This is a genomic window from Paraburkholderia sediminicola, assembly GCF_046030555.1.
Classification (GTDB): domain Bacteria; phylum Pseudomonadota; class Gammaproteobacteria; order Burkholderiales; family Burkholderiaceae; genus Paraburkholderia; species Paraburkholderia sediminicola_E.
Genome location: NZ_JAQQCH010000001.1, coordinates 405,941 through 420,078, shown reverse-complemented (window position 1 = coordinate 420,078; position 14,138 = coordinate 405,941). Strand labels below are relative to the sequence as shown.

Annotated in this window: 12 protein-coding genes; 3 read left to right on the top strand and 9 right to left on the bottom strand. The window is 63.7% G+C overall.

Annotated elements, in window-relative coordinates; translation table 11 throughout:
* Positions 1-423, top strand: coding sequence for a signal peptidase (locus PQQ52_RS01945; RefSeq protein WP_408206331.1), 423 nt, complete (start codon positions 1-3; stop codon positions 421-423).
* A 53-nt stretch (positions 424-476) separates the two neighbouring features.
* Complete coding sequence (locus tag PQQ52_RS01940) at positions 477-920, top strand: excinuclease ABC subunit A (protein WP_408206329.1); 444 nt, start codon at positions 477-479, stop codon at positions 918-920.
* Positions 921-983: 63 nt separating this feature from the next.
* Here the strand turns inward: PQQ52_RS01940 and PQQ52_RS01935 are convergent, their stop codons facing one another.
* Positions 984-1,712 (bottom strand): class I SAM-dependent methyltransferase, encoded by a 729-nt coding sequence (locus PQQ52_RS01935; protein ID WP_408206327.1) that lies wholly within the window; start codon positions 1,710-1,712, stop codon positions 984-986.
* A gap of 106 nt (positions 1,713-1,818) precedes the next feature.
* Between PQQ52_RS01935 and PQQ52_RS01930 the strand changes: the two genes are divergently transcribed.
* Complete coding sequence (locus PQQ52_RS01930) at positions 1,819-3,072, top strand: NAD(P)/FAD-dependent oxidoreductase (RefSeq protein WP_408206325.1); 1,254 nt, start codon at positions 1,819-1,821, stop codon at positions 3,070-3,072.
* Between the two features lie 108 nt (positions 3,073-3,180).
* On the opposite strand, the gene guaD is transcribed toward PQQ52_RS01930, so the two are convergent.
* From guaD to PQQ52_RS01890, 8 genes are all read right to left on the bottom strand, one after another.
* On the bottom strand, positions 3,181-4,518 hold the full coding sequence (gene guaD / locus PQQ52_RS01925) for a guanine deaminase (protein ID WP_408206323.1): 1,338 nt from the start codon (positions 4,516-4,518) through the stop codon (positions 3,181-3,183).
* A gap of 112 nt (positions 4,519-4,630) precedes the next feature.
* Complete coding sequence (locus PQQ52_RS01920) at positions 4,631-5,683, bottom strand: adenosine deaminase (RefSeq protein ID WP_408206321.1); 1,053 nt, start codon at positions 5,681-5,683, stop codon at positions 4,631-4,633.
* Positions 5,684-5,777: 94 nt separating this feature from the next.
* Entirely contained in the window at positions 5,778-6,791 is a 1,014-nt protein-coding gene (gene xdhC, locus PQQ52_RS01915; protein ID WP_408206319.1) for a xanthine dehydrogenase accessory protein XdhC, read from the bottom strand.
* Positions 6,792-6,918: 127 nt separating this feature from the next.
* The gene (gene xdhB, locus PQQ52_RS01910) at positions 6,919-9,366 is read right to left on the bottom strand and encodes a xanthine dehydrogenase molybdopterin binding subunit (protein WP_408206317.1); all 2,448 of its coding nucleotides are present in this window, start codon (positions 9,364-9,366) and stop codon (positions 6,919-6,921) included.
* Positions 9,366-10,913, bottom strand: coding sequence for a xanthine dehydrogenase small subunit (gene xdhA, locus PQQ52_RS01905; RefSeq protein ID WP_408206315.1), 1,548 nt, complete (start codon positions 10,911-10,913; stop codon positions 9,366-9,368). The genes xdhB and xdhA overlap by 1 nt, the downstream gene beginning before the upstream one ends.
* A 346-nt stretch (positions 10,914-11,259) precedes the next feature.
* Positions 11,260-11,769, bottom strand: a complete 510-nt coding sequence (locus PQQ52_RS01900) for a disulfide bond formation protein B (RefSeq protein ID WP_408206313.1) — start codon at positions 11,767-11,769, stop codon at positions 11,260-11,262.
* Positions 11,770-11,901: 132 nt separating this feature from the next.
* Complete coding sequence (locus tag PQQ52_RS01895; protein WP_408206784.1) at positions 11,902-13,281, bottom strand: amidase; 1,380 nt, start codon at positions 13,279-13,281, stop codon at positions 11,902-11,904.
* 137 nt (positions 13,282-13,418) lie between these two features.
* The gene (locus PQQ52_RS01890; protein WP_408206311.1) at positions 13,419-14,099 is read right to left on the bottom strand and encodes a GntR family transcriptional regulator; all 681 of its coding nucleotides are present in this window, start codon (positions 14,097-14,099) and stop codon (positions 13,419-13,421) included.
* Positions 14,100-14,138 lie beyond the last annotated feature (39 nt).

Here is a 14,138-nt window from a genome sequence, read left to right as displayed (position 1 = left end):
ATGAAAAAACGTTTTGTAGTAGGCGCGCTGGCAGTAGTCGTGCTGACGCAGGCTGGATGTGCCACGGACGTGAAGTCGCTGCCGCTCTCCGCCGCCGGCGGCCAGTCGCGTGGCGGCGTGCCGGTGTATTTCGGCCAGCAGAACCATCCTGCGGTGAAGAGTCAGTTGGGCGGCGTGTCCTATTCCGTGCGGATCGCGCGCAAGGTGTTGAGCCCCGACGAAGCATGTCATGAGGCGCTTGCCGAAGCCGTGGAGAAGCTGCGCGCGGCAGCCCGCGAGCGCAATGCCAACGCCGTGATCGATGTGTCGACGCGCTTTCATAGCACCGAGACCAATTCGTCGACCGACTTCACGTGCGGCGTGAGCCCCAGCGCTGCCGCCATTGCGGTGAGCGGCCAGCTTGTTGTGCTGGACGCGAACTAGGTCGAACCGAATATAGAACTCACTAGAGCAACAAAAACCACCAAGGAGTCTCAATGAAACGCAATGTGCTGTTTGCCGCGCTGTTCGCTTCGCTCGCCACGTTGAGCGCTACTCGGGCTTTCGCCCGCGACACGGTCGCCAACTATCCGGTCGCGCCGGCGCTGCAGAGCGAACCGGGCAAGGTCGGTGACGACATCGCGCTGTATTTCGCGGGTCAGCCGCATCCGCCTGTCACGAAGACGGTGGGTGAATTCGCGACTAACAAGAAGACCAACGCCTTCGGCAAGAGCGATCTGGACGCGTGCCAGCACGTGTTTCTTTCGGCCGTGATCGAATTGCAGGAGCGTGCGCGCAAGGAAGGCGGCAATGCGGTGATTAACATCAAGAGCAACTACAAGAACGAAGTACGCGAGAGCGCGACGGAGTTCACGTGTGGTGCGGGTGCGGTGATTGCGGGCGTGGCGCTGAAGGGTGATGTGGTGACGCTGCGCAAGTAGTCATACAAATGAGCGCGCGGTGATGTGCGTAAAGGCGGTGGCATGCCACCGTTTTTACGAGTTTCAATCTGTCTTGACCGCCGCGACATTGACCAGCGTTTCACGACGCTTGCCAGGTTGCGGATGGTAGAGGCCGAGACGCTCGAGCAGGCCGAAGTCTTTCGCGCGGCTCCACCACAGATACGGCAGCGAGACGTTGCGCGGCTCGAAGCGGAAGCCGCCGCGGCGGATCATGTCGAGGTAGCCGTCGGCGCTTTTCTGCACATGCATTGGATGGCGGAACAGCAAGCGGATCAGCCACGATTTGATGTACGCGTCGGTGGATTCGGCGAACAGGAGGATGCCGCCTGGTTTGAGCACGCGGCGGAATTCGGCAAGCGCGCGGTCCTGCTCGACGAGATGATGGAAGGTTTGATGGCAGAACACGATGTCGGCGCCGGCATCGGGCAACGGCAATTGCGCGCAGTCGCCGTGCAGCAGTTCGATATCGGCGAGCGTGTCGTGGCAGGTGTTGGCCGAATTGGCGGCGAGCGCCAGCGACGGCTCGTGAAAATCGATGCCGACAATGCGGCGCGGCTTGAACGCGTCGGCGAGCAGGCGAAACGAAATGCCTTGCCCGCAACCGACGTCGACGATCACCGGCGCGGTGGGCAAGGGCGCGTCGATCAGGCGTTTGAGGTCGTTGATCGCGACCCGCAAAACATGATGTTCCCACGTATAGGTACGCAGGAACCAGATCCCGAAGGCCGTTTCCGGCACGAAAGGCACACTGGATGTTTCGGATGGCGACACGCTGGGCTCCCAGACGAAATATTGTTCTTGCCGTGACGGGCAATTGTAACGAAAAGTAAGGATGCAGCGTAATGCTGTTCAGAGCAAGCAAACGATCGAGGCAACCTTGAGTACAGAATCGTCAAAGCGCATAAATGTCGACGTAGCGATCATCGGCGCGGGTCCGGCGGGCGCGGTCGCGGCGGCGCTATTGCGCCGGGCGGGCCGCTCGGTGCTCGTGCTGGAGCGCCAGCATTTTCCGCGCTTCTCGATTGGCGAAAGTCTGCTGCCGCAAAGCATGGCGTACCTTGAAGAGGCCGGCATGCTGCAGGCGGTGGTGGAAGCCGGTTTCCAGTACAAGAACGGCGCGCATTTCGTTTACCGTGGCCAGTCGTCGGCATTCGACTTCCGCGACAAACATTCGCCGGGGTGGGGCACGACGTACCAGGTCGAACGCGCGGTGTTCGACGATATTCTGATTCGCTGCGCGGCAGAGCAGGGCGCAGACGTGCGTTTCGGCCATACGGTCCGCGCGCTGCAAACCACTGAAAATGGCAACAAGCCGGTGCTCGACGTCATCGACGAAACGAACAACGCGTATGAAGTCGAAGCGCGCTTCGTGTTCGACGCAAGCGGCTTCGGCCGCGTGCTGCCGCGCTTGCTGAATCTGGAAGCGCCTACGCGCATGCCGACCCGTGCCGCGATCTTCACGCATGTGCAGGACGGCATTCCGGCCGGCGTGACCGACCGCAACAAGATCTGCGTGGCGACGCACCCGGAGCGCCGCGACGTGTGGTTCTGGATGATTCCGCTGGCGGGCGGCCGCTCCTCGGTGGGTTGCGTCGCCGAGGCCAGTTTCCTCGATGTGCCGGAGGCCGGGCGCGACGCGAAACTGCGTGCGCTGATCCGGCAGGAATCGACACTCGGGCCGCTGATCGGCAACGCGCCGTTCCTGATGCCGGTGCGTCACATCGGCGGCTACGCGGCGAACGTCGAGCGTTTGCATGGGCCGGGCTATGCGTTGCTCGGCAATGCGGGCGAATTTCTCGATCCGGTGTTCTCGTCCGGCGTGACGATTGCACTGCGTTCCGCGCATCTTGCGGTGCAGACGTTGAACCGGCAACTGGATGGCGAGCAGGTCGACTGGTCGGCCGCTTACGACGTGCCGTTGCGCAAGGGGATCGACACGTTCCGCGCGTTTGTTGAGCGCTGGTACACGGGCGAACTGCAGGACATCATTTTCTATCCGGACCAGACGCCGTCGATCCGTCGCATGATCAGCGCGGTGCTGGCGGGTTATGCGTGGGATGAGTCGAATCCCTATGTCGCGGATCCAGTGCGGCGTTTGAATGCGCTGCACGATGTGTGCACGCAGCCCTGATCGGGCTGCACGATAGGGTACGGGCCAACAAAAACGGCGCTTCCTTCAAGAAGCGCCGTTCTCCATTCAACCGCCTGAATCAGATCAGGACTCAGCTCAGAAATCCCGTCAGGCCGCGATTTTTGCCGCACGTGGCGCGTGTTGACGCACGTCGTCGCGACGATGCACGCGCTTGCCGGCCGCATACGTTTCGTAGATCGCGCGGTCGTCGCCCAGCAGCGCGAACGCGAACAGCAGTTCTTCGAGTGATTCAGTGCGTGCGGTACGGCGCGCGAGCAGCGGCGTGGCTTGCGGATCGAGCACGACGAAGTCGGCTTCCGACTTCGGCTTCAATGTGCCGACCTTGTCGGCCAGATCGAGGGCCTCGGCCGCACCCGCCGTGGCGAGATAGAACATCCGCGTGGCCGTCAGATGATGGCCCGTCAGACGCGCGACCTTGTGTGCTTCGTTCATCGTTTGCAGCATCGAGAACGAGGTGCCGCCGCCGACGTCCGTCGCCAGTGCGATCGGCATGCCAGCTTCGTCGGCCTTGTCGAAGTCGAACAGGCCGCTGCCGAGGAACAGGTTCGAGGTCGGGCAGTGCGAGGCGACCGTGCCGGTTTGCGCCATGCGCTTGCGGTCTTCCTCGTCGAGGTAGATGCAATGGCCGTACACGGCGCGGCGGCGCAGCAGGCCGTAGTGATCGTAAATGTCCAGATAGCTGCGGTGGCCCGGGAACAGCTCGGCAACCCATTTCACTTCGTCGGTATTCTCGGCGACGTGGCTCTGGATGAAGATGTCCGGATGCTTGCCCGCCAGCACGCCGCAGGCTTCGAGTTGCGCTTCGGTCGAAGTCGGCGCGAAACGTGGCGTGAGCGCGTACATCTGGCGGCCACGGTTGTGCCAGCGGCCGATCAGCTCGGCGCTGTCGTCATAGCCCGATTGCGCGGTGTCGCGCAGAAACTCGGGGCAGTTGCGGTCCATCAGCACCTTGCCGGCTACCATGCGCAGATTGCGCGCCTCGCTCTCCGTGAAGAGGGCGTTGGCCGATTCCTTGTGGACCGTGCAATACACGAGCGCGGTGGTCGTGCCGCAAGCCAGCAGTTCCTCGACGAAGAAGCTTGCGGTGTCGCGCGCATACGCCGGATCGGCGAAGCGGCGCTCGGTCGGGAACGTGTACTCGTTGAGCCACGGCAACAAACCCGGCGCCGGCGAGGCGATCATATCGGTCTGCGGATAGTGAATGTGCGTATCGATGAAACCCGGCACGATCAGCTTGTCGCGCATCTCCTGCACCTGGGTGCCCGGCGCGAGTTGCGACGCGAGCGCTGCATATGCGCCCGCTGCGACGACATGGCCGTCTTCGACGATCAGCAAGCCGTCCTCGTTGAAGACCGCCGCGTTGGACGATTGCGCGGGATCGCCGTTGAAGGTCAGCAGTTGTGCGCGGTAAGCCGATTGAGTCATGGGAAAAACTGTCTCCGTATTGTGAGGAGCTAAACAGCGCAGACGGCGGCTTGATTCTGGTTCGGGTACGGCAAGGAACCTGTGCCGCCGCCGGCTGCTTTTCATTGGCCCGTCAATGCGGGCCGCTTGGGTGCCAGTACGCGTCGAGCTTCGCGATCAGTTCGCTGCGTTGCTCGAGCGTGACGAACGACGCTTCGAAGCTGTTGCGGATGATCGTGTAGACCTCGGCATCGCTCAACTTCAACGCGTCGATGGTGGCGAAATAGTTGGCGTTCACGTAGCCGCCGAAATAGGCCGGATCGTCGGAATTCACCGTGACGGCGACGCCGCGGTCGAGCAGGTCCTTCAGCGTGTGTTTGGTCATGTCGTCGAACACGCAGAGCTTGAGGTTCGACAGCGGGCACACGGTCAGCGCGACGCGCGAATCGGCGAGGCGCGTAACGAGCGCGGGATCTTCGATGCTGCGCACGCCGTGGTCGACGCGATCCACTTTCAGCAGGTCGAGAGCTTCGTAGATATACGACGGCGGGCCTTCTTCGCCCGCATGCGCGACCAGCTTCAGACCGAGTGCGCGTGCCTTGGCGAATACGCGCTCGAACTTCGACGGCGGATGGCCGCGCTCGGACGAATCGAGACCCACGCCGATCAGGCGATGCTTGTACTGCTCGAACAGCGGCCGTGCCTCTTCAAACGTGGCGAGCGCATCTTCTTCAGAAAGATGGCGCAGGAAACACAGAATCAGTTTGCTCGACATGCCGCGCTTTTCTGCATCGGCCAACGCGCGATCAATGCCGGCGACGACAGTTGCGATTGGCACGCCACGTTCCGTGTGCGTCTGCGGATCGAAGAAGATTTCGCTATGAATCACGTTATCGGCGAGGCAGCGTTCGACGTATGCCGTCGTCATGTCGTAGAAGTCCTGCTCGTGCAGCAGCACGCTCGCGCCTGCGTAATAGATGTCGAGGAACGATTGCAGATCGGTGAACGCATACGCGGCGCGTAAGGCTTCGATCGAGTCGTACGCGAGCTTCACGCCGTTGCGTTCGGCAAGCGCGAAGATCAGCTCGGGTTCGAGCGAGCCTTCGATGTGGATATGCAGCTCGGCCTTCGGCGCGCGAGCGGTTTTCTCGACAATTGATGTAGGGCTAACGGTCGTTGTATTCATGGTCGGTCAGGAGTTCGTTGGAGTCGGTTCGCGCCGGATGCGTGATGCAGGACAGGATGCGCGCGGTGGGGCGGCAGGTCGATTGTGCGGCAAATCAGACCGTCTGCGCCGCGCGCGCGCCCGCATTCGCCTCCACTGCCTGCAACACCTGGGCGGCCGCCGAGATCGCAATGATCTCCGGCGACTTGTCGACGATACCGTCAACGCCGAGTGGGCACTTCATCCGCGCAATCTGCGACGGATCGATGCCACGGGCGGCCAGCCGATGTTCGAACTGCTTGCGCTTGCTGTGCGAGCCGATCATGCCGAAGAACGCGAAATCGCCGCGTCGCAGAATGCGCTCGGCCAACTCGAGATCGAGCGCATGGTTGTGCGTCATCACGATGAAGTACGTGTGCGGCGCGGCCTGGTCGATGGCTTCATCAGGCGCGTCGTTCGGATCGATCTTCACGTTCGGCGCATGCAAGGTTTCCGCGGGCGGAAACTGCGCGTCGCGCTCGTCGACCCAGCGCACTGTACAAGGCAGCGTGGCGAACACGCGAACCAGCGCGGCGCCCACGTGACCAGCGCCGAACAGCACGACCTGGAAGTCGCCTGGTGCGATGGTTTCGGTGAGCAGCGCGCCGCTGTCGTCGAAACCGGCGCCGTCCCACAGCAGGCAGTCGGAGGCGTCGACACCCGGCTCGGGGTCGGACAGCATCACCGCATCCGGTGCGGGGCCGAATGATACGCTACGCACCGTCGAATGGCCGGCGGCCACGCGCTTCGCGAGCGAGGTGATCCAGCCGAGGTCGCCGATATCGAGGCGCTCAAAGGCGAGAATCACGGCGCCGCCGCAGCATTGGCCGAGACTGGGGCCAAGCGCGAAGCGTTCGAGGCGGCGCATATGCGGCGAGCGCATGCCGTCGCGCAGCACCTGGCGCGCGGTCTCGATGGCTTTCCATTCGAGGTGTCCGCCACCAATCGTGTGCTTGGCCGAATCACGCGTGACGATCATCTTGGTGCCGGCCTCACGCGGCGCCGAACCTTCGACGCGCGCGACCGTCACCAGCACGGCGGCGTCGCCGTGCGCGAGCAGTTGTTGCAGGTCAGGTAGCCAGGCTTGCATCCGGCGGTTCTCCATACGTGGCCGCGCGGGGTATCCGTGCGACCGGTTGAGCGTGGCGGGACGCGTTCGTGTCGCGTCGGGCCCGGGCTTTAAGTTGCTTAAGGTCGTTCAACGATTCATCAAGTTGCTAAACCGGCGTGGTGGCGGTTGTGGCTACGGCCGCCGCTGCCGTTGCCTGTTCCGCCGGTTGTCCTGTCGTGGGTTCCGTCGTCGTTCCGGGCGATTGCAACGCGTCCAGCGCATCGAGAATCGCTTCGGGTGTCGCCGGCGCGCGCAACTGTGGCGCATTTTCCGCGCCCGGCACTGCAGCCGCGATCGCGTCGCGAATCGCGAGGAACACCGAAAACGGCAGCAGCAGAGGCGGCTCGCCCACTGCCTTCGAATGAAATACGGTCGGCTCGGCGTTCTGATTCTGATAAAGCTGCACGTTGAACGCCGCGGGCGTATCGCTGACGGCGGGAATCTTGTACGTCGACGGCGCGTGCGTCATCAGACGGCCGTCGCGGTTCCACCACAATTCTTCCGTGGTGAGCCAGCCCATGCCCTGGATAAAGCCGCCTTCCACCTGGCCGATATCGATTGCAGGATTGATCGACTGGCCGGCGTCGTGCAACACGTCCGCGCGCACCAGTTTCCATTCGCCGGTCAGCGTGTCGATCACGACTTCCGACACCGCCGCACCGTACGCGAAGTAATAAAACGGGTGACCGGTCAGCGTTTTCGCATCCCAGTGCACTTTCGGCGTCGTATAAAAGCCGTCCGACCACAACTGCACGCGCGCCAGATACGCGGCGCCGACCAGTTGCTCGAACGGCATCGCACCGCCGTTCACCGACACTTCACCGTTGGCGAATTCCACCGCGTCGGCGGTGCCGCCGAGCTGTTTCGCGGCGAGCTCGGCGAGCCTTGTGCGGATGGTCCGGGCGGCGGTTTCGGCGGCTTTGCCGTTCAGGTCGCTGCCGGTGGAGGCGGCGGTCGCCGAGGTGTTGGCGATCTTCGACGTATCGGTCGCCGTTACGCGCACGCGCGAAAGCGGCAAGCCGAGCTGGTTCGCGACGACTTGCGCGACCTTCGTATTGAGTCCTTGGCCCATTTCGGTGCCGCCGTGATTGACGAGTACCGAACCGTCTTTGTACACGTGCACCAGCGCGCCGGCCTGATTCAGAAACGGCACGTTGAACGAAATGCCGAACTTCACCGGCGAGAATGCGAGGCCGCGCTTGAGCACCGGGCTTTTTGCATTGAAGGCGGCGATTGCTTCGCGGCGTGCGCGGTAGTCGCTGGTTTCAAGCAATTCGTCGGTCAGCGGCGCGATGATGTTGTCTTCGACGCGTTGTCCGTACGGCGTCGTGTCGCGCTCGCCGATACCGTAGTAGTTGGCGAGCCGCACATCGAGCGGGTCGCACTTCAATTGGCGCGCGATGCTGTCGAGCATCACTTCCATCACCAGCGCGCCTTGCGGGCCGCCGAAGCCGCGAAACGCGGTGTTCGACTGAGTATTCGTCTTGCAGCACAGCGCGACGATGTCGACGTCGGACAGGTAGTACGCGTTGTCGAAGTGACAGACGGCGCGTGTCGCAACCGCGCCCGACAGGTCCGCGGAATAGCCCGCTCGCAAGGCAATTTCCACCCGCGCGCCGAGAATGCGGCCGCTATCGTCGAAGCCCGCTTCGTACGCATAGACCGCGTCGTGGCGCTTGCCGGTGATCATGAAATCATCGTCACGATCGGCGCGCAGTTTGACCGGGCGGCGCAGCAGTTTCGCCGCCAGCGCCGCCACGCACGCGAACACCGCCGATTGCGATTCCTTGCCGCCGAAGCCGCCACCCATGCGCCGGCATTCGCACACGACGTTGTGCGCCGGCCAGCCGAGCATATGCGCGACGACCTGCTGCATTTCGCTCGGATGCTGTGTCGAACTGTAGACGAGCATGCCGTCCATTTCCTTCGGCACGGCGTACGCGATCTGGCCTTCGAGATAAAACTGTTCCTGGCCGCCCACTTCGAACGTACCGGTGATTCTATGCGGTGCGGCGGCGATCTTCGCGTCGGGCTCGCCGCGTTTCAGATGCAGCGGCGGCAGGACGAACTGCTTCTTGGCTTTCGCTTCAGCGGGCGTGAGGATGACCTCGAGTGGTTCATATCGCACGACGTCATCGCTCTTTGCCAGCGCTGCGGCGCGGCGCGCGAGTTCATGAGTTTCGGCGATTACCGCGAACACCGGTTGGCCGAGATACAGCACTTCGTCTACGGCGAGAATCGGGTCGTCGTGCAGCACCGGGCCGCAATTGTTCTCGCCGGGGATGTCTTCAGCGGTCAATACGGCGATCACGCCAGGCGCTTTCCTCACTGCGTCCAGATCGAGCGACACGATCCGCGCGTGGGCATGCCGCGAGAGCCCAAGAGCCGCATGCAGCGTGCCATGCAATTCGGGAACGTCGTCGGTGTAGGTGGCTTCACCGCTCACATGCAGTGCGGCCGATTCATGCGGCAAGGAGACGCCGATCGCCGTCTCGCTCTCCTGAACGGCGGGGTGCTTTTCAGCATGTTCGACGAAAGCATCGATCCGGTTCATCACGACGACTCCTTCACAACGACTTCGTCCGGCGCGTCGGCTTCGTACGCGAACGCATTCACGTCGAAAAGGGCGAGCGGCGCGTCATTACGCGTTTCGAGGTGGAAGCGCCACAGCAGGTTGCGCGCCACCTTCAGCCGATAAGCGCTCGAGGCGCGCATGTCGGTGAGCGGCTGGTAATCGGCGACGAGCGCGTTCATGGCTTGCCGCGCGGTGCTTTCGTCCCATATTGCGCCATTTAGCGCGGCTTCGGTTTGTGCGGCGCGTTTAGGCGTCGCGGCCATGCCGCCGAACGCGATGCGGGCCTCCCTGATCGCGCCGTTTTCGCCGATATGCAGCGCGAACGCGGCGCATACCGCGGAGATGTCCTGATCGTAGCGCTTCGATACCTTGTAGGTGCGAAACCGTAGATCGCGCGCCGGACGCGGCACGCGCAGCGCGGCGACGAATTCGCCGGGCGCGAGCGCGGTCTTCTGATAGCCGAGGTAGAAGGCATCGAGCGTCAGAGTGCGGGTTTTGGCGCCTTGGCGCAGCACGACTTCGGCGCCAAGTGCGAGCAGCGCCGGCATCGAATCGCCAATCGGCGAGCCGTTCGCGACGTTGCCGCCGAGCGTGCCGGCATTGCGGATCGGCAGCGACGCGAAGCGCGTCCACAGTTCGGCCAGTTCGGGGTAGTCGGCGGCGAGTGCCGCGTAGGCGTCTTCGAGCGTGACGGCGGCGCCGATCGTCAGCGTCTGCGCGTCGCGCTCGATCGTCTTCAATTCGGCCACGTTACCGATGTACAGGATGTCGCCGAGGTCGCGGAACTGCTTGGTAACCCACAGGCCGACGTCGGTGCTGCCGGCCAGCAGGCGTGCCTGCGGATGCTCCGCGCGCAGTTTGGCGAACGCATCGAGCTTGACCGGCGCACGGAAGGTGGGCGTGCCAAACGCGCCGCCGCGGGTATCGGGCGCGCTGTATTCGAAGGTGTCGCGGCGTTGGATCTCGCGCAATATGCCGGCGACCGCCTTGCGGTCCAGCGTCACACGCGGGTATTGCGGGTAGTCGAACATCTTCTGCGATGCGTCGACGATCGGCCGGTAGCCGGTGCAGCGGCACAGATTGCCGGACAGCGCGGCGTTGATTTCATCGCGGGTGGGCAGGCCGGCGGCGGCCGGCTGGTTTTCGTACAACGCCCACATCGACATCACAAAGCCGGGCGTGCAGAAACCGCACTGTGAACCGTGGCAATCGACCATGGCCTGTTGTACGGGGTGCAGGGCGCCGTCGGCGGCGCGCAGGTCTTCGACGGTGAAAAGAGCTTTGCCGTCCAGCGTCGGCAGGAACTGGATACAGGCGTTGACCGCTTTCAGCGCGACGCCGCCGTGCACATCCAGTTCGCCGATGACCACGGTGCAGGCGCCGCAGTCGCCTTCCGCGCAGCCTTCCTTGGTGCCCGTGCAATGCAGATCCTCGCGCAGGTGCTGAAGCACGGTGCGCGACGCCGGGATGCCCGCGACCTCACGGACGGACCCCTGGTGATAAAAGCGGATGGTTTGCGTTGTCATGGCGAATCCGAAAGACAGTGCGGACCGGGCGCGCGTTACGCATGGGGTCGCGCCAAAGCCGGCCTCGCGCACGTAGATCGCCATCCAGGTCCGAGGTTAGCACTCCCTCGTCTCGAAAATATTTCCCAACCCGCATGAAGCTTATTCGGAAGCGGTCATGAGATAAGTACGATTCGCGCCACGGCGGGAAGTTGCGTGGGGCTGGATGAGCGGCGCAAAGCCTTGAGGGACGGGGCGCAGCGAGAAAAGGGGGCGGAGCGGACGTGAAAACGCCGGCCTTCGACCCGTCAGAGAAGACGGATCAAAGGCCGGCGTCGATTCAGTTAGATTGACCGGCCGCGCCAGATCAGGCGAACCGGCGGCGATTCTTGGCGAGGCTCAGCGCCAGGGGGACGAAAGCCACCACGAAAGCAACCAGCGACCAGGTGGGCAGCGATAGGCCCAGAATCGGCGGATAGGCCGTTTCGCAGAGGCCGGCGACCTTGAAGACGCCCGGCAGCCACTGCGCGGGCGGCAAGCTGTCGACTACCGGCTGCAGCGCGTCGAAACCACAACTGAAGCCCGGATTGGCCTGGACATACACGTGCCGTGCGGCGGTCACGATGCCGCCCAGTGCCGACAGGGCCGCCAGCACTTCCAGCAGCCGCACGCCGCGCCAACTATTGAAGCGCGCGCCGAGGAACGCAAAAATCGCGATCAGCAGGAAGAAATAGCGCTGAATGATGCACAGTGGGCACGGGTCTTCGTGCAGCCCGTATTGCAGATATAGCGCGCCGGCGACGAGGCCGACGCAGATCAGGCCAAGCAGAACCAGCAGGGAGCGCTCACGGCGCAGCATCGCATTGTCGTTATTCATGGATCGTGTGGCTGTCTGGAAACGGAAAGGGCGGGTGCCCGCGATTCTAGCGCGAACCCCCGCCCTGGCGCTTATCGCGCTTTTAAGTCGCAATCCCGCTTAGTGTCCACTCGGTGTCCACCCCGGTTCCGGTCAGCGGATCGCGTTGAGCACCGCTTCGGCGCCGCGGCCGATTGCCAGCAAGGCGTCGTCAGCGTGCGGCGCGGCCGCCAGCATCAGGCCGACCGGCGCGTCGCCACGCAGATGGCAGGGCAGCGACAGCGCGCAGGCATGGAGGAAGTTGAACACGCTCGGGTTGCGCAGAATCAGCGCGTTGGTGCGGCCAAATGCTTCATCGTCGTTGATCAGATCGGCCACGCGCGGCGGCACCACCGGCACGGTCGGAGCGACGACAGCGTCGAAACGCTGCCACAGTGTGCGCGCGGCTTCGTCGAGCATGGCCTGGCGCTCGGCGAGCAGGTCCAGATAGTCGACGGCGCTGGCCGGCTGGCCTTTCAGGATGCGCACCAGCACGCGCGGATCATATTGATCGCGGTGCTTTTCCAGCAGCGGACGATGCCATGCGTACGCTTCGATCGGCGAAAAGCCGAAGCGGTTGATCTCGGGCAGACGGTCGAGCGGCGCAAAGCGCACTTCGCTGACGATCGCGCCGGCTGCTTCCAGATGCTTGAGCGCCGTGTCGATCGCGGCGGCGACCGCCGGTTCGACGCCGTCCGTCACGAAATTGGTCAATACGCCGAGGCGTACGCCTTCGAGCGGCCGGGCCGCCGGGATGCGCGGCTCGAGTCCGGCCAGCATCCGGTCGACCAGCGCGCAGCACGCCACCGAGACGCCGATCGGCCCGAACGAATCGAGCGTCGACGAGAGCGGCACGCCGCCTTGCTTCGGAATGCGATCAGCGGTCGGCTTGAAGCCCGTCAGACCGCATAGCGCAGCCGGAATGCGGATCGAACCGCCCGTGTCGGTGCCGAGCGCGACGGCCGCCATGCCGTCCGCGACCGACGCGGCCGCCCCCGAGGACGAGCCGCCTGAAATCCGCTCGTCGCCCTTCACGCCGCGCCGATATGGCGATAGCGGATGCCCGTAGTGTGGGTTCAAGCCGAGTCCGGAAAACGCGAACTCGCTCATGTTGGTGCGTCCGACAATCACCGCGCCGGCCCGTTTCAGGCGCGCGACCGCAACGGCGTCCGCCTTGGCGGCAGGCGCATCGGCCAGCACCACGGAACCGGCGCGAGTCGGCTGGCCTTCGATATCGAACAGATCTTTGACCGACACCGGAATCCCGGCGAGCGGCGAGAGGACGGTGCCGGCGGCGCGCAGGCGGTCGTGTGCGTCGGCGGCGGCGCGGGCGCTGTCGGCGTCGACGTGCATGAAGGCGACGGCGCCCTGACCGGCCGGATCGGCGATCCGTTCGAGCGCGGTTTCAACGAGCGCGCGGCTGCTGGTGCGGCCGGCGGCGAGGTCGGCGGCAAGCTGGGCTAGCGGCGGGAAGGGCGTGAATTCAGTGGCCATGGTGTCGGGAAGCATCCGGTTGAACCGAGTGAAGCCGGTTGAGGTCGCGGTTGAGGTGGATTAGTGCGATCGATTAATACGTTCAGTTAATACGGTCAATGCATGCGTTCAATTAACGGCATCCGATCAGGCTTCGGTCAGATGCGGTTGAAGAGCGTCGCGCGGAACGCTTCGATATGTTTTTGCACCGATTGCCGGGCACCTTCGGCATCGCGTTCGCGCAGCAGGCGAAACAGTTCCAGATGCTCTTCATGGACGTCTTCGAGATGATGTGGCTCGGACAGCGAAATGAACCAGAAGCGCAGCGAGCGTTCATGCAGCCCGCGCAGAATGTCGGCCAGCACCGGATTGCGCGATGCCGCCGAAATCGCCAGATGAAACTCGCGGTCGATATCCATCATGCCTTCGATATCGTGTGCGGCGACGCAAATCTCCGAGCGCTCGAGCAAGGCTTGCATCGCGTCGAAATCGTGTTGCTGCGCGTGGCGCGCGGCCAGTTCGACGCAGTAGCTTTCATTAACGAGCCGCACGTCGATGATCGCCAGCACATCGTCGAGCGAAACCGGGCGGACCATGATGCCCTTTCTCGGCATGATGGTGAGCATGCCTTCGTGCACCAGCCGGTGCAGCGCCTGATGAACCGGTGTTCTGCCGATGCCGGTCAGCACCATCAATTCCGCTTCGTTGAGCACCTCGCTCGGCCGCAAGCGCATCGTGATGATCTCGCGTTTGACGAAGGCATAGGCCTGCTCGGCGAGACTTGCTGTCGCGGTCTCGCGAGGGGCACTGGAACGGCGGGCAGTCTGCAAAAGCGTCATGTGAAGAGGGAGGCGGGCGATGTCGTCCGCATTGTAGAG

Bases quoted from the DNA above. Each gene is read 5' to 3' on its own strand.
- PQQ52_RS01945 (WP_408206331.1), top strand. From the start codon at position 1: ATGAAAAAACGTTTTGTAGTAGGCGCGCTGGCAGTAGTCGTGCTGACG.
- PQQ52_RS01940 (WP_408206329.1), top strand. From the start codon at position 477: ATGAAACGCAATGTGCTGTTTGCCGCGCTGTTCGCTTCGCTCGCCACG.
- guaD (WP_408206323.1), bottom strand. From the start codon at position 4,518: ATGACTCAATCGGCTTACCGCGCACAACTGCTGACCTTCAACGGCGAT.
- PQQ52_RS01920 (WP_408206321.1), bottom strand. From the start codon at position 5,683: ATGAATACAACGACCGTTAGCCCTACATCAATTGTCGAGAAAACCGCT.
- xdhC (WP_408206319.1), bottom strand. From the start codon at position 6,791: ATGCAAGCCTGGCTACCTGACCTGCAACAACTGCTCGCGCACGGCGAC.
- xdhB (WP_408206317.1), bottom strand. From the start codon at position 9,366: ATGAACCGGATCGATGCTTTCGTCGAACATGCTGAAAAGCACCCCGCC.
- xdhA (WP_408206315.1), bottom strand. From the start codon at position 10,913: ATGACAACGCAAACCATCCGCTTTTATCACCAGGGGTCCGTCCGTGAG.
- PQQ52_RS01900 (WP_408206313.1), bottom strand. From the start codon at position 11,769: ATGAATAACGACAATGCGATGCTGCGCCGTGAGCGCTCCCTGCTGGTT.
- PQQ52_RS01895 (WP_408206784.1), bottom strand. From the start codon at position 13,281: ATGGCCACTGAATTCACGCCCTTCCCGCCGCTAGCCCAGCTTGCCGCC.
- PQQ52_RS01890 (WP_408206311.1), bottom strand. From the start codon at position 14,099: ATGACGCTTTTGCAGACTGCCCGCCGTTCCAGTGCCCCTCGCGAGACC.